Source organism: Streptomyces sp. NPDC004539 (assembly GCF_040610055.1).
In the GTDB taxonomy this organism is placed as follows: domain Bacteria; phylum Actinomycetota; class Actinomycetes; order Streptomycetales; family Streptomycetaceae; genus Streptomyces.
In genome coordinates, this window is the sequence record NZ_JBEXLS010000007.1 from 340,295 (window position 1) to 362,852 (window position 22,558).

General features: G+C 73.5%; 21 protein-coding genes. 8 read left to right on the forward strand and 13 right to left on the reverse strand.

Annotated elements, in window-relative coordinates:
• Positions 1 to 53: 53 nt before the first annotated feature.
• Positions 54 to 614 carry a response regulator transcription factor gene (locus ABZX85_RS17860; protein WP_355868820.1) on the reverse strand — a complete coding sequence of 187 codons (561 nt, stop codon included), beginning with the start codon at positions 612 to 614 and terminating at the stop codon, positions 54 to 56.
• Between the two features lie 161 nt (positions 615 to 775).
• Between ABZX85_RS17860 and ABZX85_RS17865 the strand changes: the two genes are divergently transcribed.
• Both ABZX85_RS17865 and ABZX85_RS17870 read left to right on the forward strand, forming a co-directional pair.
• The gene (locus ABZX85_RS17865) at positions 776 to 3,733 is read left to right on the forward strand and encodes an XRE family transcriptional regulator (protein ID WP_355868823.1); all 2,958 of its coding nucleotides are present in this window, start codon (positions 776 to 778) and stop codon (positions 3,731 to 3,733) included.
• A 103-nt stretch (positions 3,734 to 3,836) separates the two neighbouring features.
• Entirely contained in the window at positions 3,837 to 4,421 is a 585-nt protein-coding gene (locus ABZX85_RS17870; protein WP_355868825.1) for a TerD family protein, read from the forward strand.
• A gap of 419 nt (positions 4,422 to 4,840) precedes the next feature.
• Here ABZX85_RS17870 and ABZX85_RS17875 read toward each other — a convergent pair whose 3' ends face one another.
• The 5 genes from ABZX85_RS17875 to ABZX85_RS17895 form a co-directional block, all read right to left on the reverse strand.
• Positions 4,841 to 5,107: a GlsB/YeaQ/YmgE family stress response membrane protein gene (locus ABZX85_RS17875; protein WP_355868964.1), complete on the reverse strand. Its 267-nt coding sequence runs from the start codon at positions 5,105 to 5,107 to the stop codon at positions 4,841 to 4,843.
• Positions 5,108 to 5,278: 171 nt separating this feature from the next.
• Positions 5,279 to 5,509 (reverse strand): hypothetical protein, encoded by a 231-nt coding sequence (locus ABZX85_RS17880; protein WP_355868827.1) that lies wholly within the window; start codon positions 5,507 to 5,509, stop codon positions 5,279 to 5,281.
• 45 nt (positions 5,510 to 5,554) lie between these two features.
• Positions 5,555 to 7,129 carry an MDR family MFS transporter gene (locus ABZX85_RS17885; protein ID WP_355868829.1) on the reverse strand — a complete coding sequence of 525 codons (1,575 nt, stop codon included), beginning with the start codon at positions 7,127 to 7,129 and terminating at the stop codon, positions 5,555 to 5,557.
• Entirely contained in the window at positions 7,126 to 7,773 is a 648-nt protein-coding gene (locus tag ABZX85_RS17890; RefSeq protein WP_355868832.1) for a TetR family transcriptional regulator, read from the reverse strand. Before ABZX85_RS17890 ends, ABZX85_RS17885 begins: the two co-directional genes overlap by 4 nt.
• On the reverse strand, positions 7,770 to 8,648 hold the full coding sequence (locus tag ABZX85_RS17895; protein ID WP_355868835.1) for an AraC family transcriptional regulator: 879 nt from the start codon (positions 8,646 to 8,648) through the stop codon (positions 7,770 to 7,772). Before ABZX85_RS17895 ends, ABZX85_RS17890 begins: the two co-directional genes overlap by 4 nt.
• Before the next feature lie 142 nt (positions 8,649 to 8,790).
• Here ABZX85_RS17895 and ABZX85_RS17900 point away from each other — a divergent pair, with 142 nt between their 5' ends.
• The 5 genes from ABZX85_RS17900 (at position 8,791) to ABZX85_RS17920 (ending at position 14,799) form a co-directional block, all read left to right on the forward strand.
• Entirely contained in the window at positions 8,791 to 9,567 is a 777-nt protein-coding gene (locus ABZX85_RS17900) for an MBL fold metallo-hydrolase (RefSeq protein ID WP_355868838.1), read from the forward strand.
• A gap of 169 nt (positions 9,568 to 9,736) precedes the next feature.
• Positions 9,737 to 11,935 carry an MMPL family transporter gene (locus ABZX85_RS17905; RefSeq protein WP_355868841.1) on the forward strand — a complete coding sequence of 733 codons (2,199 nt, stop codon included), beginning with the start codon at positions 9,737 to 9,739 and terminating at the stop codon, positions 11,933 to 11,935.
• Positions 11,936 to 12,049: 114 nt separating this feature from the next.
• The gene (locus ABZX85_RS17910; RefSeq protein ID WP_355868844.1) at positions 12,050 to 13,294 is read left to right on the forward strand and encodes a sensor histidine kinase; all 1,245 of its coding nucleotides are present in this window, start codon (positions 12,050 to 12,052) and stop codon (positions 13,292 to 13,294) included.
• Positions 13,291 to 13,965 carry a response regulator transcription factor gene (locus ABZX85_RS17915; protein ID WP_355868847.1) on the forward strand — a complete coding sequence of 225 codons (675 nt, stop codon included), beginning with the start codon at positions 13,291 to 13,293 and terminating at the stop codon, positions 13,963 to 13,965. The genes ABZX85_RS17910 and ABZX85_RS17915 overlap by 4 nt, the downstream gene beginning before the upstream one ends.
• A gap of 114 nt (positions 13,966 to 14,079) precedes the next feature.
• Positions 14,080 to 14,799: an SDR family oxidoreductase gene (locus ABZX85_RS17920; RefSeq protein WP_355868967.1), complete on the forward strand. Its 720-nt coding sequence runs from the start codon at positions 14,080 to 14,082 to the stop codon at positions 14,797 to 14,799.
• Positions 14,800 to 14,854: 55 nt separating this feature from the next.
• On the opposite strand, the gene ABZX85_RS17925 is transcribed toward ABZX85_RS17920, so the two are convergent.
• Positions 14,855 to 15,097 carry a heavy-metal-associated domain-containing protein gene (locus tag ABZX85_RS17925; RefSeq protein ID WP_355868850.1) on the reverse strand — a complete coding sequence of 81 codons (243 nt, stop codon included), beginning with the start codon at positions 15,095 to 15,097 and terminating at the stop codon, positions 14,855 to 14,857.
• Positions 15,098 to 15,122: 25 nt separating this feature from the next.
• Complete coding sequence (locus tag ABZX85_RS17930) at positions 15,123 to 16,514, reverse strand: MFS transporter (RefSeq protein WP_355868853.1); 1,392 nt, start codon at positions 16,512 to 16,514, stop codon at positions 15,123 to 15,125.
• A 103-nt stretch (positions 16,515 to 16,617) separates the two neighbouring features.
• On the opposite strand from ABZX85_RS17930, the gene ABZX85_RS17935 reads away from it, so the two are divergent.
• A complete protein-coding gene (locus tag ABZX85_RS17935) occupies positions 16,618 to 17,226 on the forward strand; it encodes a TetR/AcrR family transcriptional regulator (protein WP_355868856.1) in 609 nt (202 codons plus the stop codon).
• A 22-nt stretch (positions 17,227 to 17,248) separates the two neighbouring features.
• On the opposite strand, the gene ABZX85_RS17940 is transcribed toward ABZX85_RS17935, so the two are convergent.
• Genes ABZX85_RS17940 through ABZX85_RS17960 form a run of 5 tightly spaced genes read right to left on the reverse strand, consistent with a single transcriptional unit; the run spans position 17,249 to position 22,544 of the window.
• Positions 17,249 to 17,782 (reverse strand): pyridoxamine 5'-phosphate oxidase family protein, encoded by a 534-nt coding sequence (locus tag ABZX85_RS17940; protein WP_355868859.1) that lies wholly within the window; start codon positions 17,780 to 17,782, stop codon positions 17,249 to 17,251.
• A gap of 4 nt (positions 17,783 to 17,786) precedes the next feature.
• Positions 17,787 to 19,016, reverse strand: a complete 1,230-nt coding sequence (locus tag ABZX85_RS17945; RefSeq protein ID WP_355868862.1) for a cytochrome P450 — start codon at positions 19,014 to 19,016, stop codon at positions 17,787 to 17,789.
• Positions 19,013 to 19,717, reverse strand: coding sequence for a transcriptional regulator (locus ABZX85_RS17950; protein WP_355868865.1), 705 nt, complete (start codon positions 19,715 to 19,717; stop codon positions 19,013 to 19,015). The genes ABZX85_RS17945 and ABZX85_RS17950 overlap by 4 nt, the downstream gene beginning before the upstream one ends.
• Positions 19,714 to 21,483 carry an acyl-CoA dehydrogenase family protein gene (locus ABZX85_RS17955; RefSeq protein ID WP_355868868.1) on the reverse strand — a complete coding sequence of 590 codons (1,770 nt, stop codon included), beginning with the start codon at positions 21,481 to 21,483 and terminating at the stop codon, positions 19,714 to 19,716. Before ABZX85_RS17955 ends, ABZX85_RS17950 begins: the two co-directional genes overlap by 4 nt.
• Positions 21,480 to 22,544: a methyltransferase gene (locus tag ABZX85_RS17960; RefSeq protein ID WP_355868871.1), complete on the reverse strand. Its 1,065-nt coding sequence runs from the start codon at positions 22,542 to 22,544 to the stop codon at positions 21,480 to 21,482. Before ABZX85_RS17960 ends, ABZX85_RS17955 begins: the two co-directional genes overlap by 4 nt.
• Positions 22,545 to 22,558: the final 14 nt, after the last annotated feature.

Consider the following 22,558-nt stretch of genomic DNA (forward strand, 5'->3'; position numbering starts at 1 on the left):
GGCGCGGGGAACTGCGCGGCCGGCCACGATCCACCCGCACTCGCTAGCCGGTCTCACCCCCCACCCCCATGCGCCATAGCCACCGCATGTGCCCGATCCCGCGCCCCCAACTTCCCCAGCAGGTTCGTCACATGGTGTTTCACGGTTCGGACGGTGATGCCCAGCCCCTCCGCGATCTCCGCGTTGGAGGCGCCTACCGCGATGTGTTCGAGGACTTGCCGTTCGCGGCCGGTGAGGGTGGTGGGGAATGCCGGGGAGGTGAGGGGGAGGCGGCGGAGGAGGCGGGCTCCTACGGCGGGGCTGACCCATCGGCCCCCGCCTCCGACCGTGACGACGGCGGAGAGGAGGTCGGTTCCGAGGGTGGGGCGGAGGACGAGCCCCGCGACCCCGGCCCGGCCGAGTTCACCGAGTTCGGAGTCGGTCACGCAGGCGTGGGTGATCAGGACGGCTGCACGGGCGAAACGACGGGCGGTCCCCATGTTGTCGGTGACCATGACGACGGCCCCTCGGCCGCTCCCGACACCGTGCCGCCGCAGCAGCGAACCGGCCTGCTCGGCGACCCCCCGCCCCACGAACTCGGTCCGTACGAGGAGCCCTCCGCAGCGGTAGTGCATGTCTGTCCCCCAAGAAGAACGGCCGGCGAGATCCGGTCAAGGTCTACCGCTCCCGGCGTTGTTCGGCCCCGAACAGCCGCCCCCGAACAAACAACTCGTGGAAAACGTGCGGACAACGGTCGTTATGTGACATGGCGTGACGAAGCGGGTAGATGCGGGTCATGCCACGCAGAGAGACTCCCCTCGGTACGGGCGACAGCCCCCTCCTGGAGTTCGCGGCAAGCCTGAGAACCCTGCGCAGAACGGCGGGCAGCCCCCCGTACCGCGAACTGGCGGAGCGGGCCCACTACTCGATCTCGACACTCTCCTCGGCGGCGTCGGGCCTGCGCCTGCCGACCCTGGCGGTGACGCTGGCGTACGTACGGGCCTGCGAGGGGGACGTCCCGGAGTGGGAGGACCGCTGGCGCAGAACGGCCGTCCTGATCGACGGGCGGGAACGGGGGACCGGCCCCGAAGAACACGACGGCTGCGGACAGCCCGTGCCGTACGCGGGCCTGCGGCCGTTCCGCGAGGAGGACGCGGAGTGGTTCTTCGGCAGGGAACGCCTGGTCACGGACCTGGCCGACCGCCTGGACGCCCACCGCTTCGTCGTCCTCCTCGGCGCCTCCGGCTCCGGCAAGTCCTCCCTGCTGCGCGCGGGCCTCGCCCCCCGCCTGCGCCCCACGGCCACCCCCCTCGTCCTCACCCCGGGCCCGCACCCTCTGGAGGAGTGCGCGATCCACCTCGCCGCCCGCACGGCCCTCACCCCCGGCGCCCTCTACGACGACCTGCGCGCCGACCCCGCCAACCTCGGCCGCGCCCTGCGCCAGACGGCCGTCCGCGACGGCACCCCCGTCGTCCTGATCGTCGACCAGTTCGAGGAGGTCTTCACGCTCTGCCGGGACGCCCCCGAACGGGCGTCGTTCATCGGCGCGTTGACGGCCGCGGCGGACGGCGGCTGCCGCGTCGTCCTCGGGGTGCGCGCCGACTTCTACGCCCACTGCACACGTGACCCGGCCCTGGTGACGGCGATGCGCGACACGCAGGTCCCGCTGGGCCCGATGAGCCCGGACGAACTGCGCCGGGCGGTCGTCGAACCGGCGCGCAGGGCCGGGCTCACCGTCGAGGGCGCGCTCCTCGCGACGCTGACCGCGCAGGCGCACGGCAGACCCGGCACGCTCCCCCTCCTCTCCCACGCCCTGCGCGAGACCTGGCACCGCCGCCGCGGCACCCTCCTCACGCTGGCCGCCCTCGAATCCGTCGGCGGCATCGAAGGGGCGCTGGTCAGGAGCGCGGAGGAGTTCTACACGGGGCTGGACGACGCCGAGCGCACCGCCGCCCGCCATCTCCTCCTGCGCCTCACCGCCCCCGGCGAGGGCACCGAGGACACCGGACGCCGGATCACGCGCGGCGAACTCGGCAGCGCGCCCGACGCGGACGACGTCACCGCCGCCGTCCTCGAACAGGCCGCCGCGGCACGGCTGATCAGCCTCGACGGGGACCGGGTCGAGATCACCCACGAGGCCCTGATCGGCGGCTGGCCCCGGCTGCGGGCCTGGCTCGCCGCCGACCGCGACCGGCGCCGGGCGCACCGCGCGCTGACGGTGGCCGCCGAGGCGTGGGAGACGGCGGGCCGCGACCCCGGCGCCCTCTACCGGGGCGCCCGCCTGGAGTCGGCCCGCCGGCTGGCGGACCCGGACGACGCCGGGCTCAGCGGCCGGGAACGCGCCTTCCTGCGCGCGAGCCTCGCCGCCGAGGCCGCCGAGATCCGTACGGCCGCCCGCTCCACCCGGCGGCTGCGCGCCCTCGCGGCGCTGCTCTGCCTGATGACGGTCCTGGCCTGCGTCGCGACCGTCCTCTCGGTGCGGGCCGGCGCGGAGGTGGCCCGCCAGCGGGACGACGCCGTCGCCCTCAACGCGGCGGCGGCAGCGACCCGCACGTACCCGTCCGACCCCTCCCTGGCCGTCCAGCTCGCCCTCGTCGCCCACCGCCTGCGCCCCGCGCGCGTCACCCGCGACGCCCTCCTCAGCAGCCTCATGACCACCTGGACCGCCCATCGCGCCGAGACGTACGCCCTCGACGTCAGCCCCGACAGCACCCTCCTCGCCCTCGCGGGCCGCGACCGGACCGTCGGCCTCTGGTCCCTGCGCGACCCCCGCCGGCCCGCCCGCACGGCCACCCTCCGGGGACACACGGACGCCGTGCACGCCGTGGCCTTCCACCCCCGACGACCGCTGCTCGCGACGGCGGGGGCGGACCGGACGATCCGGCTCTGGGACAGCGGGACGGGGAAGGGCGGTTCTGTGAACGGGGGTGTGGCGTACGGGGGTTCCGTGAACGGGGGTTCCGTGAGCGGCGGCCCGGGGAACGGGCGTGCCCCTCTCGCCGTCCTCACCGGCGCCCACCGCCCCCTGCGCTCCCTCGCCTTCAGCCGTGACGGGCGCCTGCTCGCCGACGGGTGCGAGGACGGCACCGTACGCGTCCGCTCTCTCGACGACCTCCGGCACCCGGTGCTGCTGCGCGCCCACGCCGACTCCGTGCGCGCGCTCGGCTTCAGCGCCGACGGGCGGCTCCTCGCGACGGCCGGTCAGGACGGCACCGTACGCCTCTGGGATCTCGCGGACCCCGGCCGGCCGGTCGCCCGTGCCTCCTGGCGGGCCCATGAACTCGGCGTCTTCTGGCTGGAGTTCCATCCCCGGGAGCCGGTCCTCGCGACCGGGGGAGGGGGCCGGGAGTCCGCTCGGCTGTGGGACGTCACCGACGCCGCTCGCCCCCGCCGCACGGCCGGTCTCGTCGGTCACGACGACGTCGTCGGGCACCTCGCCTTCAGCCCCGACGGGCGCGGGATCGCCACCGCCAGCGACGACCGGTCCGTACGGATCTGGGACCTCACCGGGCGCGTCCCGCGCGAGACCGCCACCCTCACCGCCTATCCGACCGCCGTCATGGGCGTCCGCTACACCCCCGACGGGCGGACGCTGGTCACCACCGCGTTCGACGGGACGGCGCGGGTGCTGGCGACGGATTTCGGCGGGGTGATGGGGAGGGCGTGCGAGGCGGTGCGGACGCCGGTCGGGAGAGGGGTGTGGGGGCGGTATCTCGGGGGGCTGCCGTTTCGGCCACCTTGTGGCGGGTCCTGAATCGCCCGTGTTCCGATGCCGTGCTGATTTCTACAGTGCTGTAGATTTTGCCGTGGGTTTACCGGGGCGGGCCCGGAGCCGGGGACAGAGAGCGAGGTGGCCCATGTCCGTCGACATGACGAAGGGTCAGCGGATCAGCCTGAGCAAGTCGGACGGTGGGGCGCTGACGTCCGTGCGGATGGGGCTGGGGTGGCAGGCGGCGCAGCGGAAGGGGTTTCTCGCGAAGCTCGCGGGGCCGAAGGAGATCGACCTCGACGCGTCCGCGTTGCTGTTCGCCGACGGGCAGCTCGCGGACGTGGTCTTCTTCCAGCATCTGACCAGCGACGACGGCTCGGTGCGGCATCTCGGGGACAACCTGACCGGGGGGAGCGGGGTCGGTGGGGACGACGAGGTCGTCCTCGTGGACCTGGGGCGCGTTCCGGGACGGGTCGACCAGATCGTGTTCACCGTCAACTCGTTCACCGGGCAGACCTTCGCCGAGGTGGAGAACGCGTTCTGCCGAGTCGTCGACGAGACCACCGGCAAGGAGCTGGCCCGCTACACGCTGAGCGGTGGCGGGCCGTACACCGCGCAGATCATGGCCAAGTTGCGGCGGGTGGGGGGTGGCTGGCAGGTCGAGGCGCTCGGCGAACCGGCCACCGGGCGCACGTTCCAGGACTTGCTGCCGGCTGTTTCCGCGCATCTGTGAGGGGGCCGGTCGGCGAGGGGGTGCGCATGGCGTTCCTCTCGCCGGCCGGGGTGAGGCGGGGTGGGGCTGCGCTGATCGGGCCGGTGCTGGTTGGGGTGGCCCCTCGACTTTCGCGTCCGGCGTTGAAGCGTCCGCGTCGGTCCCACGCCCGGCGCTGGAACGGCCCCCGTCGGCCCCCGCGTCCGGTCCTGTGGGCCTGGGCCCCGTCAGGCCCTGCGACGAGCCCTGGAGCAAGCCCCCAGTCAACCCCCGCACCCAGCCAGGGAGCGGCCCCCTCAACCCCTGCGCCCAGCCCGGGAGCAGCCCTTCGACCCCTGCGCCGGGCCCTGAAGTTACCCCCGTCAACCCTGCGCCCGGGGCCTGAAGTCGCCCCGTCAACCCCGTGTCCAGCCCTGCGGTGCCCCCCGTCACCCCTCCCCTCAGTCCCGTGAGTTTCCGAACAGCAGTCGGTAGCCGATCAGCAGGACCAGGGAGCCTGCGATGGCCGCGCCCCAGGTGTAGAGGTCGAAGAAGTCCTTCACCACCGGGCGGTCGAGGAACTTGGCGGAGAGCCAGCCGCCGATGAAGGCGCCGGCGACGCCGATGAGGGTGGTGCCGATGAGGCCGCCCGGGTCACGGCCGGGCAGCAGGATCTTGGCGATCGCTCCGGCGAACAGGCCCAGGACGATCCAGCTGATGATGCCCACGTTGTCGAACCTCCGTCGGGGCCGGCGGACGGTCGTACCGCCGGTGTTGAGGATTGCTTGGTTGCGCAATCCTATGAACTTCACCGGCGGTCCGACCAGGGGTTCCGGCCTCCTGATGCCGCCCCGTCGAGGTTCTGTCACGGATTCAGGACATTGCGCAGCCCCCGCTGTTCACGGACTCGCGATATCGAAGCCGTACCGCAGGGGCTGTTCGGTGACGCTGTAGTCGCGGCGGTAGACGTACACCCCCTCCACCCGGACACCGCCCCGGTCCGCCTCCACCTCGCAGGGGTACGTCACATGGAGCACCCGGGGCCGTCCGCCGACCCTCATGAGCAGTCCGTCCGCCGGGCCGCCGTCGAGGACGGCGGTCTCTCGGTCTGTCGCGGTGATCGCATCCATGGGGATAGTTTAAAGGTTGCGCAAGTCGGTAACTATCAGTCGGCGCTACGGAACCGGCTGCGGCTGCGGCGACTTCGCCGGCTCCGGCGTCGTCCCCCCGTCCGAGAGCCGCTTCTCCGGCAGGACCAGCGCGAGCACCAGCCCCACCGCGAAGAGCGGCACCATGTAGCGGAAGACCGGCGTCAGCGCGTGCTGGTAGGAGAGGATCACCGACTCCTGGACCTTCGCGGGGAGCGCGTGCACGGCCGCCGGGGTGAGCGAGTCCGTACGGCCGACCGCGCCCGCCGCCTCCGCCGGCACCCGGGACGAGAGCTGGTCGGCGAGCCGGTGGGTGAAGACCGCCCCGACCCCCGCCGTCCCCAGCGTCGCGCCGATCTCCCGGAAGAAGTTGTTCGCCGAGGTCGCCGTACCGACGTCCGAGACCGGGAAGTCGTTCTGCACGGCGAGGACGAGCGTCTGCATCATCATCCCGATGCCCGCGCCGAGCAGCGCGAAGTAGGCGCAGACGACGTACAGCGAGGTGTCCGGCGTGAGCGTCGACATCAGGACGGCCGTCACCCCGACGATCGCCGTACCGGCGACGGGCCACATCTTGTACCGGCCGGTCCGGCTGATCGCCTGCCCCGACGGGATCGCCGTGGCCATCAGACCGACGACCATCGGCAGCAGCAGGAGCCCGGAGACGGTCGCGCTCTTGCCGTACACCATCTGGAGGTACGTCGGCATGTACCCGATGATCGCGAACATCCCGACGCCGATCACGATCATGCTGATCAGCGTGGAGATGTTGAAGATCCGGCTGCGGAACAGCCTCGGCGGGATCACCGGCTCCGCGACCCGCCGCTCGACCAGGAAGAACACCGTCCACGCGGCGACCGCGCCCGCCGCGAGCCCGAGGATGACCGGGTCGGACCAGCCGTACTCCGTACCGCCCCAGCTCGCGAAGAGGACCGTGCAGGTCACCGCCGTCGCCATGAGCGCGATCCCGGGATAGTCGATCACCGGCTTCTCCGCTTTGCGCGGCAGCCGCAGCGCCACCGCGCACACCGCGAGCGCGACCGCGCCGAGCGGCAGGTTGATCCAGAACGCCCACCGCCAGTCCGCGTGGTCCGTGAACCAGCCGCCGAGCAGCGGACCCGCGACCGAGGAGAGCCCGAACACCGCGCCGATCGGCGCCATGTACCGGGCGCGCTGCCGGGGCGGCACCAGATCGGCGATGATCGCCTGCGAGGTGATCATCAGCCCGCCGCCGCCGAGCCCCTGGACGGCCCGGCCCGCGATGAGCAGCTCCATGTTCTGCGCGGCGCCCGCGATCGCGGACCCGGCGATGAAGATCGTGATCGCGCTCAGGAACAGCGCCTTGCGCCCGATGAGATCACCGAGCCTGCCGTACACCGGCATCCCGATCGTCGCGGCGAGGATGTAGGCGGTGGTCACCCACGCCATGTGCCGGACACCGTCCAGCTCGCCGACGATCGTCGGCAGGGCGGTGCTGACGATCGTCTGGTCCAGCGAGGACAGCAGCATCGCCGTCATCAGGCCGGCGAATATGAGGCCGAAGTTGCGGGGGAGGGCGGGGGAGCCCTCCTCCCGCGCGGCGGGGGCGGCGGTGTCGGTCACGACGAGGCTCCGGGGTCAGGGGAGAAGAGGGTGTAGAGGAGGGCGGTCGCCCGCTCCACGTACGGCACGGGCGAGTCGCCGTCCTCGGCGTGCAGCGACCAGCGCTCCATGCCGGTGCGCATGGCGGAGATCGCGACCGTGGCGATCAGGTCGGGCAGCTCCTCGGGGGTGTCCGGGCCCATCCGCGCGGCGACCGCCTCGACGAGGGAGCGGCGGAACCCGTCGAACCGGGTCATCAGCGCGGCCAGCACGGGCGGCGTGGAATGCGCCAGCTCGAACACGTCCCGCGCCGCACGCCGGTCCGGCGGGTCCTCGGCGAGATGTGCGACGAGCGCCGAGGTCAGCTCCTGGAGGACGGTACGGGGGTGCGCGGGGCCCGCCGCGACGAACCGCGCGACCAGCTCGCCCGGCAGCTCGGCGGGCGCCTGCCCGACGGCCGCCGCCTCCTTGCCGGGGAAGTAGTTGAAGAAGGTGCGCGGCGAGACGCCGGCCTCGGTGCTGATCATGTCGACGGTGACATGGCAGAAGCCGTGCTCCTTCGCCAGCCGGATCACGGCCTGGTGGATCTCCTGCGCGGTCTGCCGCCGCCTGCGGTCACGCAGGTCGCCGCCGCCCGGGGCCGGAGAGGAAGTCGATGGTGTCACTCCGCAATACTTGCACAGTCTGCAATCTTTGCGATCTGTGTACGTCGGAACTCGCCCGGCGTGACCCCCACCTGCCGCACGAAGAACTTCCCGAAGTTCGTCGCCTCCGAGAACCCCAGCGCCCGCGCCACCACCGACACCGGCTCGTCCGTGTGCGCCAGCAGCCGCCGCGCCTCCAGCGCCACCCGCCCGTCGATCACCTGCTTCACCGGCAGCCCGGTCGCCGCCAGACACGCCCGCGTCAGCGTCTTCACGGTGTACCCGAGCCGCCCCGCGTAGTCCTCGGCCCGCCGCGTCACCGCGTACGACCGCTCCAGCTCGGCCCGCAGCCGCGCGTACACCTCACCGCCGCCGCCCGCCTCGCCGTCGTCCCCCGGCAGCCGGTCCACCTGCAACAGCAGCGCGGCGAGCAGCAGCCGCAGGATCTCCGGCGACACCTGTCCCGGCCGGGTGAACTCGGCCCGCAACTGCGCCGTCAGCGTCGCCACCGACGCGTAGTCGCGCCCGGTGCCGAGCTGCCGGCAGACCGGGCCCCGCCACTCCCGCACGAGCCGCTCCAGTCCCGCGACCGGCGGCGGGAACTCCGCCGTGAACATCAGATGGACGCCGTCCAGGCCCCCGCCCGCCCCGAACCGCTGCACCTGACCCGGCCGCACCCACAGCAGCGTGCCCGGACGGCAGGGGTGGGTCACGAAATCCACCGTGTGCTCCCCGGCCCCGGAAGTGACCAGCGTGACCGTGTGGAAGCCCGCCCGGTGCACCCGCTCCAGCACACCCTCGGCCGGCCGCCGCCGCACCTCCGCGAGCCCGGCGATCTCGAAGCCGGCCGCCGGCGCGAGTGGCGGGTTGAACCCGAACCCGGGGATCGGTTCCACTGCCAGATCCGCTCCTGTCCGAGCCGGCCGTCCGATTCCGGCTGTCCGATTCCGACCAGCGCGGGTCGCCAGCGTATCTCGCGCGCTCCGGGCCGCCGTACGACAGTGGACGTCAGGCAACCGAACAGGAGAGAGCGCCGCCATGAACGGAACGATCACGGTCGTCGACAAGGGCGCGGTCCGCGTCCACAGCTACATGTCTCCCGACGACAGTCTGAATGTCACCACCCAGCTCATCGAGACCCCGGCCCGGATCGTCGCCGTCGACGCGCAGTACGCGCTCGGGTACGCCGACGAGGTCGTCGCCTACGCCCGGGGCCTCGGCAAGCCGATCGACCGGCTGATCGTCACCCACGCCCACCCCGACCACTTCCACGGCGCGGCCCGCTTCGGCGCCCCCGTCCACGCCCTCGCCGCCGTCCGCGACCAGATCGCCGCCCAGGGCGACACCCAGGACCCCACCGGGACCCCGATCCCGGCGGCCGACATCACCCCCACCGTCGTCGTCACCCCCGGCACCGAGACCGTCGACGGCGTGACCTTCGTCTTCGAGGCGGTCTCCGGCGGCGAGGCGGCCGACCAGCTCGTCGTCAAGCTCCCCGAGTCCGGCGTCCTCGTCGCCCAGGACCTCGTCTACCACGACACCCACCTCTTCCTCGGCAACGACGACATCACCGGCTGGGAGAAGGCCCTCGACACGCTCGCCGCCGACCCGTCGTACGACACCGTCCTCGCCGGACACGGCCTTCCGGCGGGCCCCGAGGTCTTCGGGGAGCTGCGCCGCTACCTCGCCGACGCGCGCGAACTCCTCGGCGACGACGGGGAGGCGTACAAGAAGGCGATCATGGGCAGGTACCCGGAACACGGCGGGCCGTTCCTGATCGACATCGCGAACGGATACCTCTTCGGCGGCGCGTGAGTATGACGTCCCCTCAGGGACGGCATGTCATACCTGAGGAGGAGCCGGGGTATCCCGTCTGGTGCCGTCGCACCAAGCCCAAGTGCCCGTAGGGGCACGATGCCCGGGAAGGGTGCCGGGAGCGAACCTGTCAAGGTCCCCGCACCTTGACCTGGAGAGAACCCTTCCCGTGGCTACCTTTCTCTACCGCATGGGCCGGACGGCCTTCCGACGACGCTGGCTGGTGGTGCTGCTCTGGGTCGCGCTGCTCGGCGGCCTCGGCGCGGGAGCCGTGAGCGCGCCCGCCGCCAAGGACAACGGCACCTCGTTCATGCCCGGCATCGAGGCGCAGAAGGCGTTCGACCTGATCGGCCAGCGCTTCCCGGGCCGCGACTCCAACGGCGCGAACGCCCGCGTCGTGTTCGTCGCGCCGAAGGGCGAGAAGATCACCGAGGGCGCGAATCGGGCCGCCGTCGACACTCTCGTCAAGGAGGCGGGCGACGTCTCCGAGGTCGAACAGGCCGTCAGCCCCTTCGCCGCCGGAGCCGTCAGCAAGGACGCGACGACCGCGTACGCGCAGGTCACCTACAAGGTGAAGGCCGGCGACCTCACCGACGCCGACAAGTCCGCCCTGGAGAAGCTCATCGACCAGGCCCGGGACTCCGGCCTGACCGTCGAGGCCGGCGGCGACGCGCTCGGCTCCACCCCCGCCGCCGGGGGCGCCGCCGAGGGGATCGGCGTCGCGCTCGCCGCCGTCGTCCTGCTCATCACCTTCGGCTCCCTCGCGGCGGCCGGTCTTCCGCTGCTCACCGCGCTGATCGGGGTCGGCGTCAGCATGGCCGCGATCATGGCGTTCGGCAGCCTCTTCGGGCTCACCGCCACCACCGGCACCCTCGCCACGATGCTCGGCCTCGCCGTCGGCATCGACTACGCGCTGTTCGTCGTCTCCCGCTACCGCGAGGAACGCGCGGCCGGCCGGCAGCCCGCCGAGGCCGCCGGGATCGCCGCCGGCACGGCCGGCAGCGCCGTCGTCTTCGCCGGTCTGACCGTCGTCATCGCGCTCGCAGGACTCTCGGTCGTCGGCGTGCCGATGCTGACGAAGATGGGGCTGTGCGCGGCCGGCGCGGTCGTCGTCGCGGTCCTGGTCGCGCTCACGCTCGTCCCCGCGCTGCTCGGCATGTGGCCGAACGCGACGCTCTCCCGCAAGGCCCGCCGCAGCAAGGCCGGCCGGGGCGGCGGCGAGAACGGCGGCTCGCGGTGGGCGCGGTTCGTGCTGCGCCGTCCGGTGCCGGTGCTGCTTGCCTGCGTCGCCGGGCTCGGCGTGCTCGCGATCCCGGCCGCGCACCTCGAACTGGGCATGCCGGGCGACGAGGCGAAGCCGACCTCGACGACCGAACGGCGCGCCTACGACGCCCTCGCGGAGGGGTTCGGCCCCGGGTTCAACGGGCCGCTGACCGTGGTCGTCGACGCCAAGGGCGCGTCCGACGCGAAGGGCGCCGCCGCCGCGATCGTCGAGCGGATCAAGGACACGAAGGGCGTCGTCTCGGTCTCCGAGCCGCGCTTCAACGAGGCCGGTGACACGGCCCTGTTCTCCGCCGTGCCGTCCACCGGGCCGAGCGCCGAAGCCACCAAGAGCCTCGTCCAGCACATCCGCGCCGAGCGCCCGGCGACCGAGAAGGAGACCGGCGCGACGTTCGAGGTGACCGGGTCGACCGCGATGAACATCGACGTCGCCCAGGCGCTCCAGGACGCGCTGGTGCCCTACCTCGTCGTCATCGTCGGGCTCGCGCTGATCCTCCTGCTGCTGGTGTTCCGCTCGCTCCTCGTGCCGGTCAAGGCCGCGTTCGGGTTCCTGCTGTCGGTGCTCGCCTCGCTCGGCGCGGTCGTCGCCGTCTTCCAGTGGGGCTGGGGCGCCTCCCTCATCGGCGTCGAGCAGACCGGGCCGATCATGAGCCTCATGCCGATCTTCCTCGTCGGGATCGTCTTCGGGCTCGCGATGGACTACGAGGTGTTCCTCGTCGCCCGGATGCGCGAGGCGTACACGCACGGCGAGTCCGCGCCGAACGCCGTGGTCAGCGGGTTCCGGCACAGCGCGCGGGTCGTGGTCGCCGCCGCCGTCATCATGATCGCCGTGTTCTCCGGGTTCATCGGCGCCGGCGAGTCGATGATCAAGACGATCGGCTTCGGCCTCGCGATCGCCGTCCTCTTCGACGCGTTCGTGGTCCGCATGGCCCTGGTGCCCGCCGTGCTGGCCCTGCTCGGCGAGCGGGCCTGGTGGCTGCCGGGCTGGCTCGGAAGGGTCCTGCCCCGGGTGGACGTCGAGGGGACGGGGCTCAGGGCTGAGGACGACGACGAGAGGGTGCGGGAGGCGGAGACGGTACGGGTCTGAGATGTGAGGGGGTACGGGGCCCGTAGTACTGGGGAGCGGCCCCGTACCCCTCAGGTCTGACACCATGATCTCCCCGGCCCCCGCCCGCCCCCTCTGCCTTCCCGGAGGACCCCCGTGAACGCCGCCCGGCGCCTGCACGCCCCCGCCGCCGACGCGTGGCTGATGGCGCTGACCATCGCCTCCGGCGTCACCGGCAGTGTGCTGAGCGGCGGGTGGCGGTTCGGCACGCCGAACGTGCTGCCCGCCGCGATCCTCGCCACCGTCGCCGGGGTCGTCCTCCAGTGGCGGCACCAACGGCCCCTCGCGGTCGTCACGTTCACCACGGTGTGCGGGATGGGCCAGGGGCTCCTCGGGATGCTCGTCACCCCGCTGCTGACGGCCCCGATGACCGTCGCGCTCTACTCCGTCGGCGTCCGCGAGGACGTCAGGACCCGGCGTACCGCCGCCCTGATCGCCGGGACGGGCATGCTGGCCGCCGGCACCGCGCTGGCCCTGCGCCGGAACGATTTCCTCCTCAGCGTCGTCAACCCGGTCTCCTGGGCCCTGCTGCCCGTCGCGTTCGGCAGCTACGTCCAGGTCCGCCGCGCCCTCGCCGCCTCCCGTGCCGAACAGGCCGAGCGCGCGAAGGAGGAGGAGGCGCACCGGCGGGTCATCGAGGAGCGGATGCGCATCGCCCGCGAGCTGCACGACGTCGTCGCCCACCACCTCGCCCTCGCCAACGCCCAGGCCGGCACCGCCGCCCACCTCAAGCACAGCAACCCCGAGCAGGCGTTCGCGATCCTCGACCAGCTCTCCGGCACGACCGCCTCCGCGCTGCGCGAGCTGAAGGCGACCGTGGGCGTCCTGCGCCAGGAGTCCGACGAGGAGAACCTGGCCCCGGCCCCGGGCCTCGCCCGCCTCCCCGACCTCACGGCGGCCTGCGCGGCGGCCGGGACGAAGGTGAGCGTCGAGACCGACGGGGACGTACGCGCGCTGTCGCCCGCCGTCGACCTCACCGCGTACCGCATCGTCCAGGAAGCCCTCACCAACGTCACGAAGCACGCCGCCGACCCCGAGGCGGAGGTACGGCTCGCCTACACCGACCGGTACCTCACCCTGACCGTCCGCAACGCCCTCGGCCCGGCCCGCCCCGGCACCGGACGCGGCTACGGCCTCATCGGCATGCGCGAACGCGCCCTCGCCGTCGGCGGCACTTTCCACGCGGGGCGGCGTCCGGGCGGCCGGTTCGAGGTCGCCTGCACCCTCCCCCTGTACCGCCACGACCCGGACGACCCGTACCCCGACGGCCCCGATGCCCCGTATCCCCCCGGCCCCGGCGTCCCGTATCCCCCCGACCCCGACGAAGGCAACGCCCCATGACCACGCGCGTCCTCCTCGCCGACGACCAGGCCCTCCTGCGGGCCACCTTCCGCATCCTCGTCGACTCCGACCCCGGCATGACGGTCGTCGCCGAGGCGGCGGACGGCCGCGAGGCCGTCGACCTGACCCGCGAGCACGCCCCCGACGTGGTCGTCATGGACATCCGCATGCCGGGCACGGACGGCCTCGCCGCCACGGCGGAGATCTGCGCGGACGAGACCCTCTCCGCCACCCACGTCCTCATCCTCACGACCTTCGAGGACGACGAGAACGTCGCCCGCGCGCTGCGGGCGGGCGCCGCCGGCTTCCTCGGCAAGGACGTCGGCGCCGACGTCCTCCTCGCCGGCATCCGCACGGTCGCGGCGGGCGAGTCCCTGCTCTCCCCGGCCGCCACCCGCACCCTCATCACCCGTTTCCTCACCACCCCCGACCCCGCCGAGGCCCTCGCCCCGCCGGCCCTCCTCGCGACCCTCACCGACCGCGAACGCGAGGTCATGTCCCTCGCCGCCCTCGGCAGGTCCAACGCGCAGATCGCCGAGCAGCTCGTCCTCAGCCACCTCACCGTCCGCAGCCACATCCAGCGCGCCATGACGAAGCTCCACGCCCGCGACCGGGCCCAACTCGTCGTCATCGCCTACCAGTCGGGGCTCGTGGAGGCGCCGCCCCGATGACCCGGACGCGGGACGTTCGTCTGGTGCCGGAGTGGGGAGAGTGACAGGAGTGACTCCGGGGGAAGGGGACGGACGATGACCCGTGTCGAGGGGCTCGTCGAGGGAAAGACGGTCATGATCACCGGCGCGTCCAGCGGGATCGGCGCCGCCGCGGCGACCCTCTTCGCCGCCGAGGGGGCGGCGGTCGTGCTCGTCGCCCGGCGCGCGGAGCGGCTCGACGCCCTCGTCGCCCGCATCACCGAGACCGGCGGCCGGGCCCTGGCCGCCCCCGCCGACGTGACCTCCCGCCCGGAGGTCGCCCGCGCGGTCCGGCTCGCCGTCGACACGTACGGCGGTCTCGACGCGGCGTTCAACAACGCCGGGTGGGGGGTGCGCGGGGCGCCGCTGCACGAGACGGACGACGCCCTGTACGACCGGATCATGGACGTCAACGTGCGGGGCGTCTGGAACTGCCTCAAGGAGCAGATACCGGTGCTGCTCGGGCGGGAGCGCGGCGGGACGGTCGTCAACACCTCCAGCACCGCCGGGGCGTTCGCCACCGGGGCCGCCGCGCCGTACGTCGCCGCCAAGCACGCGGTGCTCGGGCTGACGCGGGCGGCTGCCGCCGAGTACGGGCGGCAGGGGGTGCGGGTCAACGCGCTGATGGTCGGCTCGACCCGCACCGAGCTGCTGGGGGAGGTGCCGGCCGGGCGGCCGTCCGGGTCGCGCAGTGTCCTCAAGCGTCTCGCCGAGCCGCTGGAGGTGGCGCGCGCGGCGCTGTGGCTGTGCAGCGACCAGTCGTCGTTCGTGACGGGCGCGGCGGTTCCGGTCGACGGCGGGTGCAGCGCGGTCTGAGCCCGCCGGGACCGCGGGTGACGACGGGAGCCCGGTCGCCGTCACCCGCGGGTTCCTAGTGGGCGGTGCCGACGAGTTCGTACCCTGCCTCGTCGACGGCGCCCCGGACGGCCCGCTCGTCCAGCGGGGCGGTGGAGACGACGGTGACCTCGCCGGTCCTGGCGACGGCCGTGACCTCGCTGACGCCCTCCAGGGCGGAGAGCTCCTGGGAGATCGCGCCCTCGCAGTGGCCGCAGGTCATGCCGGAGACCTGGTAGACGGTGGTGACGAGGTCGTTCTCGTGCTTCTGCTCTGACATGGGCCTCTTCCTTGGTGGGGGTGGGTCACGCCTCGCGGGCGGGGGCCGGGACGAGGCGCAGGGAGACGAGGGCGGAGACGACGGCGACGCCGACGGCCACGAGGAACGCGTGGTCGAAGCCGGCGGTGCCGCCGCCCGCGATGCTGGAGGCGGCGGCGCTGGAGACGGCGGCGGCACCGGCGGCGGCGCCGAACTCGTGGAAGGTGCTGACGATCCCGGAGGTCACCCCCGCCTCGTGCGGCGCGACGCTGCTGAGGGCCGTCGCCGAGGCCGCCACGAAGAGCGCGCCGAGACCCGCCGAGGAGACGCTGACCCCGGCGACCATGGCGACCGTGCCGGACCAGAACACCGGGACCAGGAAGCCGGCGCCCGCGACCAGCATGGACACCGAGGTCAGGGTCCGGGCCCCCAGCTTGCCGATCACCTGTCCGGCGGCGGTCGCGGAGACCATCGTCACCAGCGCGACCGGCAGGAACAGCAGGCCCGTGACGAGGGCGCCGTGGTTCTCCTGGTTCTGGAGGTAGAACGAGCCGATGAAGAACACGGCGACCATCAGGGCCGTCGTCACGGCGATCACGAACGTGCCCGCGACGACCGGGCGGCGGCCGATCAGGGAGAGGTCCATCAGGGGCGCTGCGGCCTTGCGCTGCCAGGCGGCGAACGCGGTGTACACCACGGCGGAGACGACGATCAGGGCGAGCGTGACGCCGTTCAGCCAGCCGTGGTCGCCGGCCCGGATCAGGGCGTAGATCAGGGCGCCGGTCGCCGCCGCGACGAGGGCCGCCCCGGGCAGGTCGAGGGAGCCGGTGGCCGCCTTCGGCAGGCTCGGCAGGATACGGACGAGCGCGACGAGGATGACCAGGCCGACGGGGACGTTGATGAAGAACACCCACGTCCAGCCGGGGCCGGCGGTGATGACCCCGCCGAGCAGCACGCCGAGGGCCGCGCCCCCGCCGCCGAGCGCCGACCAGATGCCGAGCGCCTTGTTGCGTTCGTCGCCGTCGAAGAGGCGGACGACCACGGAGAGCGCCGCCGGTGACAGGAGCGCGGCGCCCACGCCCTGCGCCACCCGGGAGGTGAGCAGCATGGGGGCGCCGGTGGCGAACCCGGCGGTGAGGGAGGCGAGGGTGAAGACGGTGAGCCCGGCGAGGGCCACGCCCTTGGCGCCGAACAGGTCGGTCGCCCGGCCGCCGAGCAGCATCAGGCTGCCGAAGGTGAGGGCGTAGCCGCTGACCACCCAGGTGAGGGCGGCGCGGCCGAGGTCGAGGTCGGCCTCCATGTGGGGGAGCGCGATGGCCACCACGGTGAGGTCGAGGATCAGCATGAGCTGGGCCAGCCCCAGCAGGCCGAGGGCGAGCCAGCGCATCGGATGGGGGGTTCCCGGCGCGTAGGCGTCCGCGGATTTCGTCTCGCTCACAACTGTCATCCCCTAGGTAAACCGAACAGTGATGTTCAGGTTAGCGCACGTACGGCGCTAACCCAAACAGTGTTGTTCGGGTTGGTGGGGTAGGGTGAGGGGTATGAGTACGCGAAACACCGCCAAGCGCGCGGACGCCCTCCGGAGCATCGACGCGATCGTCCAGGCCGCCGCCGAATGCCTGGGGCACAACCCCGACGCCAGCCTCAGCGAGATCGCGCGCGCCGCGAACGTCGGCAGGGTGACGCTGTACTCCCACTTCGCCTCGCGCGCCGAGGTCGTCGACGCCGCGATCACCCGCGCCATCGGGGAGGGCAACGCGGCGCTGGACAGCGTCGACCTCGCCGGCGACCCCGCCCTGGCCCTGGCCCGCCTGGTCGACGCGAGCTGGCACCTCGTCGACCAGGCCCGCGCGCTGCTCGTCGCCGCCCAGCGCGAACTGCCCGCCGGCCGCATCCGCGAACTGCACGACGGGCCGGCCGCGCGGGTCGAGACGCTGATCGCCCGGGGCCGCGCCGAGGGCGTCTTCCGGACCGACCTGCCGATCCCCTGGCTCATCAACGTCCTGCACTCGATCATGAAGGGCGCCGCCGACGAGGTCCGCGTCGGCAACCTCACCCCCGACCGCGCCGCCGCACACATCACGGCCACGGTCCTCGCGGCCTTCACGCCGCCGGGGGTGGCGGTGCCGGCGCCGGTCTGGGAGGAGTAGCCCGCCGGACCGGCCGGTTCGGTCAAGTCGTTCGGCGGACCCCGGCCAGTTCCTCCGGCGCCACCTCCGTCCGTCGGTCCACCCGGTCCTCCGCCCAGGTCCGGGTGTCGATCAGCCACCAGCGGTCCACCGTCACCAGGTACAGCCGGTGGACGGCGGGCGGGGCCAGCAGCGCCGGTGCCAGCCGCCATCGTTCGCGCTCGCCGGGGTCGGGGAAGACGCCCTCGTAGAACGGCTCGTAGTACTCGGCCAGGCGCTCCGGGGCGAGTTCCTCGCAGCGGCCGGTGAACTGCGCCCCGTCCACCGGGGCGAATTCGACGCCCGAGCCGGCGCCCGTCACGAACAGCGCACCGCTCACCCGGGGATCACGGGCGAGGTCACCGCTGTGCCGGGACCCGGTCGACGACCCGAAGACCAGGCGCAGCGGACCCGGGAACCACACGTACTCCAGCGTCGCGACCCAGGGCAGACCGTCGCGCGCGGTCGCCAGGTTCAGATACCGGGCCCCCTCCAGCAGCCGCCGCGTACGGGCCGCCACGCCGTCCGTGTCGTCCACGGCGTCACCCGTGCCGCAGCAGGACGGGCAGGGCGGTGATGTCGTTGCCGATGAACGTGGGCCCCGGCGGCACCTCCTCGGGAGCGACCGCGAGCGCCATCCCCGGGAACCGGTCGAACAGCGCGGGCAGCGCGATCCGCGCCTCCAGCCGGGCCAGCCGCGACCCCGGGCAGAAGTGCGGGCCGAGCCCGAACGCCAGATGGTCCTTGTCCGCCCGCCCGATGTCGAACGTCCCCGGGTCCTCGTGGACCGCCGCGTCACGGCCGTGCGCCCCGTAACAGATCAGGATCGCGTCCCCCGCCCGTACGACGACCCCCTCGCCCAGGTCGATGTCCTCCACCGCCCACCGCATCGGCAGATGCATCACCGGGCAGTGCACCCGCAGCGACTCCTCGACCGCGTCGTCCCACCGCGCCGGGTCCTCCCGCAGCAGCGCCAACTGGTCCGGACGCGCCAGGAGTTCACGGATCGTGTGGTCCAGCAGGTTGATGGTCGTCTGACTGCCCCCGCCGATCATCAGCAGCAGCGTCGACACCAGCTCGTGCTCGTCGAGCGACTCCTCGCCCTCCTCGCGCGCGGCGATCAGGAAACTCGTCATGTCCTCGCCCGGCACCTCCCGCTTGGTGGCGATCAGCAGCCGCATCGCCGCCACCAGGTCCTGCGAGAGCGCCACCGACTCCGCCTCCGTCAGATCGGTCCGCGCCACCGCCCGGAACACCCGCAGCACCTCGGGCCGCTGGTCGCCGGGGATGCCGAACAGATCGCAGATCACACGCGTCGGCACACAGTAGGAGAACTCCCGGTGCAGATCGACGGGTTCGTCACCGGGCAGCGCGGCCAGCGCGTCGAGCAGCGCCGTCACCTCGGCCTCGACGTGCGGGCGCAGCGCCTCCACCCGGCGCGGGCTGAACGCCGGCGTGATCAGCCTGCGCAGCCGCGTGTGCTCACGGCCGTCCGCCGTCGCCATCGAGTCCAGGTCGACCCACGGCGACAGCCACGCCACCTCGCCCGCCTCGTAGCTCGGCACCGTCTTCTTCAGGTCCCGGGACACCCCGGGGTGCGTCAGCAGCCTGCGGACGACGTCCCCCCGGGACACCGACCAGGCGAGCAGCCCTTCCGGCAGCCGCACCGGCACCGCGGGCCCCGCCGCCCGCAACCGCTCCACCTGCGCGTACATGCACGCGCCGCCCATGCTCTCGATCGTCTCGGCGGGAAGTGCGCTGAAGGGGATCACTGTCCGTCTCCCTGGATGGTGGATGAACGCGGGCCGTCGGTGCCGTCGTCGAGACCTTCGGCAAGACAGCCCCAGAACGCTTCTTCGAGCGCGTGCACGGTCCACGCGCAGCGCACGGCGGCCACCGGGTCGTCCCCGCCGGCCAGCCCCGCCGCGAGCGCCCGCGACGCGAGGTCCAGCAGCTCCGGCGGGGTCTCGGCGAAGTACAGGAAGTGCCCGAGGGCCTTCTCCTCGAACCCGTACCGCTCCGCCAGCGCCCGCGCGACCCGCCGGTACACCTCCCCCGACCCCGGCGCGTTCACCAGCAGCGCGAGCGCCACGTCCGCGCGGGCGCCGTACAGCGCGCACCGCGTCAGATACGCCGGGTACGCCTGCGCGAGAGGACGCGGCTCGTACGCCGACAGGTCCCGCCCGTCCGGGCCCAGCGCCGCCGTGAACTCCCCGAGCAGCGCCAGCGCCTCGCCCTCGCCCTGCGCCATCGCCAGGTACAGCTCACCGGCGGGACCGGCCGGGAAGCGGGAGGCGAGGAGCGCGAAAGCACGCCGGTCGCTCTCCACCAGCCCGGACAGCTCCCCGGCGAGCCACCCCAGCCGCTCCCTCGGGACCCGGCCCGCCTCCAGCGCCTCGACGAACCGGTTCGGCCCGCCGCTTCGCGCGACCCTGGCCCGCGCCGCCGCGAGCGTCTCCGCCACCGCGTTCACCGTGCCCTCCCCACGACCCGCCGCAGACTCGCCGTCCGCGCCGGCCCCGGTTCGGGCACGGCGATCCAGGGGCCGTCGGTCGACGGGTCCACGACGCCGTCCTCCAGCCACCCGTGCGCCCCCTCCAGCACCCCGCCCGCCAGCGCCCGGTCACCGGCGTCGCTGTTCTCGGCGAGCCGCGCGAAGAGGTGCCCGATCCGCAGCCGGGACTGCGCGCAGAACGCGTCCGCGAGCGGCCCCGCCCGGACCCCGGCCGCCTCCAGGGCCTCGGCGTAGGCCAGGCTCGCGCTCATCGCGTACAGCTCGGCGCCGATGTCGACGATCCGGCCCGGCCCGCGCCGCTCCACGTCCAGCTCGCCGTCCGGCCGGGCCGCGCACTTGCCCAGCTCCTCCGCCAGCCGCCGGGAGGTCTCCGCGACGAATACACGATGACCACCCCCTACCCCACCCCCGGCCTCAGCCCCGCCCCGGCCCCCGTCCGCAGACAGCTCGCCCGGCGCCGGCCGCCTCGCCGCGGACCGGTACGCCGCGATCAGCTCCTGTGCCAGGAACGACCGCAGTGCCTCGCTGGACCCGTCGAAGATCCGGCCGATCCGGACGTCCCGCAACTGCTGTTCCACCGGGACTCCCCGCTCACCGCGCCGGGCCGCCGACGCGGCGGTCTCGTAGCCCCGGCCGCCCCGGATCTGCACCAGGTCGTCGGCGACCCGCCACGCCCGCTCGGTCGCGAACAGCTTCGCCAGCTCGGCGTCCGCCCGGGTGTCGAGGCCCGGACGCTCCGCCTGCCGGGCGACGACCTCGACCAGCGCCTCCAGCGCGAACGCCGTTGCCGCGATCGACGCCAGCTTCCCCGCGACCGCGTCGTGCCGCCCGATCGGCCGCCCCCACTGCACCCGGGCCGCACACCACTGCCGGGCCACGGCCAGACTCCACTTCGCGGTCGCGGCGCTCGCCGCCGGCAGCGACAGCCGACCCGTGTCCTGCGCGGCGAGCGCGACCGTCAGCCCCTCGCCCTCCGCGCCGATCCGGTGCCCGACGGGCACGGCCACCCGGTGCAGCCGCACGCACCCGTTCTCCAGACCGCGCAGCCCGAGGAACGAACCCCGGTGCTCGACCGTCACCCCGGGCGCGTCCGCCTCGACGACGAACGCCGTCAGCCCCCCGCCGCCGCCCTCCCCGGCGGGCACCGCCGCGAGGACGACCAGCAGATCGGCGACGACGGCGTTGGTCGTCCACATCTTCACGCCGTCCAGCACATAGCCGCCCGACCCCGGGTCCCGCACGGCCGTCGTCCGCACTCGGAACGGGTCGTTGCCGACGTCGGCCTCCGTCAGCGCGAACGCGGAGATCTCCCGGACGCAGCGCGGCAGGAACGCCTCCTTCTGCTCCGGTGTCCCGAACAGGGCGACCGGCTGGGCGAGCCCGATGGCCTGGTGGGCGGCGAGGAGTTCGCTGAGCGCCGGGTGCGTCGTGCTCGTCAGCATCAGGGCCCGGTGGTAGCAGCGGGCCGACAGGCCGAGGCCGCCGTAGCGGGCGGGGAGCCTGATGCTCATCGCCCCGAGGTCCTTCAGGCCCTCGATCACCTCGTCGGGTATCCGGTCGTCGCGCTCAATGCCCGCGCTGTCGGCCTCCTTCTCGCAGAACTCCCGCAGCCGCGCGAGGAACGCCTCCTCCTCGGCGGGCAGCCGCCGGGGATCGCCCTCCGGCAGGGCCAGCAGCCGGGGGTCCGCCTCGCCGAGGAACAGCCCCAGGCCGTACCCGTTCATACGGCGTCCGGCGCGGGAACGGCCTCGATGACCGACAGCGGCCCCGCCTGCCCGATCCCCACCGACCGCACCCGGAACCCGGTCTCCGCGAGCAGCGCCCGGAACTCGCTCTCGGTACGCTCCCGCCCGCCCGCGACGACCATCATGTTGAGGTCGGTGAAGAACGCCACCGGCGCCGAGGTGTCCGCCCGCTCCGGCAGGACCGTCCCCACGATCAGCAGCGTCGCCGACTCCGGCATGTGCGCCCGGCAGGTCCGCAGGATCGCCCGCGCCTCGTCGTCCCCCCAGTCCTGGAAGACGCTCTTGACGACGTACAGGTCACCGCCGCCCGGCACCGCCGCGAAGAAGTCCCCGGCCTCCACGGCGCACCGGTCCGTGAGCCCCGCCTTCGCGAGGGCGGCCGGTGCCTGCGCCACCCCGCTCGGGCTGTCGAAGACGATGCCCCGCAGCCCCGGCCGGGCGTTCAGGACCGCCGTCAGGAGTGTGCCGTCGCCGCCCCCGAGATCGACGACCGTGCCGGTCTCCGGGAACGGGTGGACCTCGGCGAGATACCCGGCCGCGATCGTGGACTCCTCGCTCATCGCCTCGTTGAACAGGGCGCTCGTCTCGTCGTTGCGCCCCAGCCAGTCGTAGACGCCCGTGCCGTAGGTGTGGTCGAAGGCGCGCTCGCCGGTGGTGACGGTGTGCTGGAGGCTCTGCCAGGACGTGAAGAAGATCGGGTGGCAGAACATCCGGGCGAACTTCCGCAGCGAGTCCGGGGAGTCGGAGCGCAGCAGGGCGCCGACGTCGGTCAGCGCGAACCGGCCGGGCTCGGGCTCGGTGGCGACGCCGACCGCGACCAGCGTCCGCAGCAGCCGCCGCAGCGACGGCTCGTGGACCTCGGCGCGCTCGGCCAGCTCCTCGACCGGGCGGGCGCCGGACCCGATCAGGTCGGCGAGGCCCAGTTCGGCGGCGACACCGATGGCGTGCGCGGTCATGTACCCGCCGATCCGCTCGATCAGGGCGGCGCGCGTCCGCATGCGCTCGGCGACGGACACGTCGGGGGAGACGGTGCTGCTCATGTGGGTGCTCCTTC

Excerpts from the sequence above, each read along its gene's own strand:
- ABZX85_RS17880 (WP_355868827.1), bottom strand. The coding sequence starts at position 5,509 with ATGGATGCGATCACCGCGACAGACCGAGAGACCGCCGTCCTCGACGGC.
- ABZX85_RS17935 (WP_355868856.1), top strand. The coding sequence starts at position 16,618 with ATGAGTACGCGAAACACCGCCAAGCGCGCGGACGCCCTCCGGAGCATC.
- ABZX85_RS17865 (WP_355868823.1), top strand. The coding sequence starts at position 776 with ATGCCACGCAGAGAGACTCCCCTCGGTACGGGCGACAGCCCCCTCCTG.
- ABZX85_RS17920 (WP_355868967.1), top strand. The coding sequence starts at position 14,080 with ATGATCACCGGCGCGTCCAGCGGGATCGGCGCCGCCGCGGCGACCCTC.
- ABZX85_RS17960 (WP_355868871.1), bottom strand. The coding sequence starts at position 22,544 with ATGAGCAGCACCGTCTCCCCCGACGTGTCCGTCGCCGAGCGCATGCGG.
- ABZX85_RS17900 (WP_355868838.1), top strand. The coding sequence starts at position 8,791 with ATGAACGGAACGATCACGGTCGTCGACAAGGGCGCGGTCCGCGTCCAC.
- ABZX85_RS17955 (WP_355868868.1), bottom strand. The coding sequence starts at position 21,483 with ATGAACGGGTACGGCCTGGGGCTGTTCCTCGGCGAGGCGGACCCCCGG.
- ABZX85_RS17860 (WP_355868820.1), bottom strand. The coding sequence starts at position 614 with ATGCACTACCGCTGCGGAGGGCTCCTCGTACGGACCGAGTTCGTGGGG.
- ABZX85_RS17870 (WP_355868825.1), top strand. The coding sequence starts at position 3,837 with ATGTCCGTCGACATGACGAAGGGTCAGCGGATCAGCCTGAGCAAGTCG.
- ABZX85_RS17925 (WP_355868850.1), bottom strand. The coding sequence starts at position 15,097 with ATGTCAGAGCAGAAGCACGAGAACGACCTCGTCACCACCGTCTACCAG.
- ABZX85_RS17915 (WP_355868847.1), top strand. The coding sequence starts at position 13,291 with ATGACCACGCGCGTCCTCCTCGCCGACGACCAGGCCCTCCTGCGGGCC.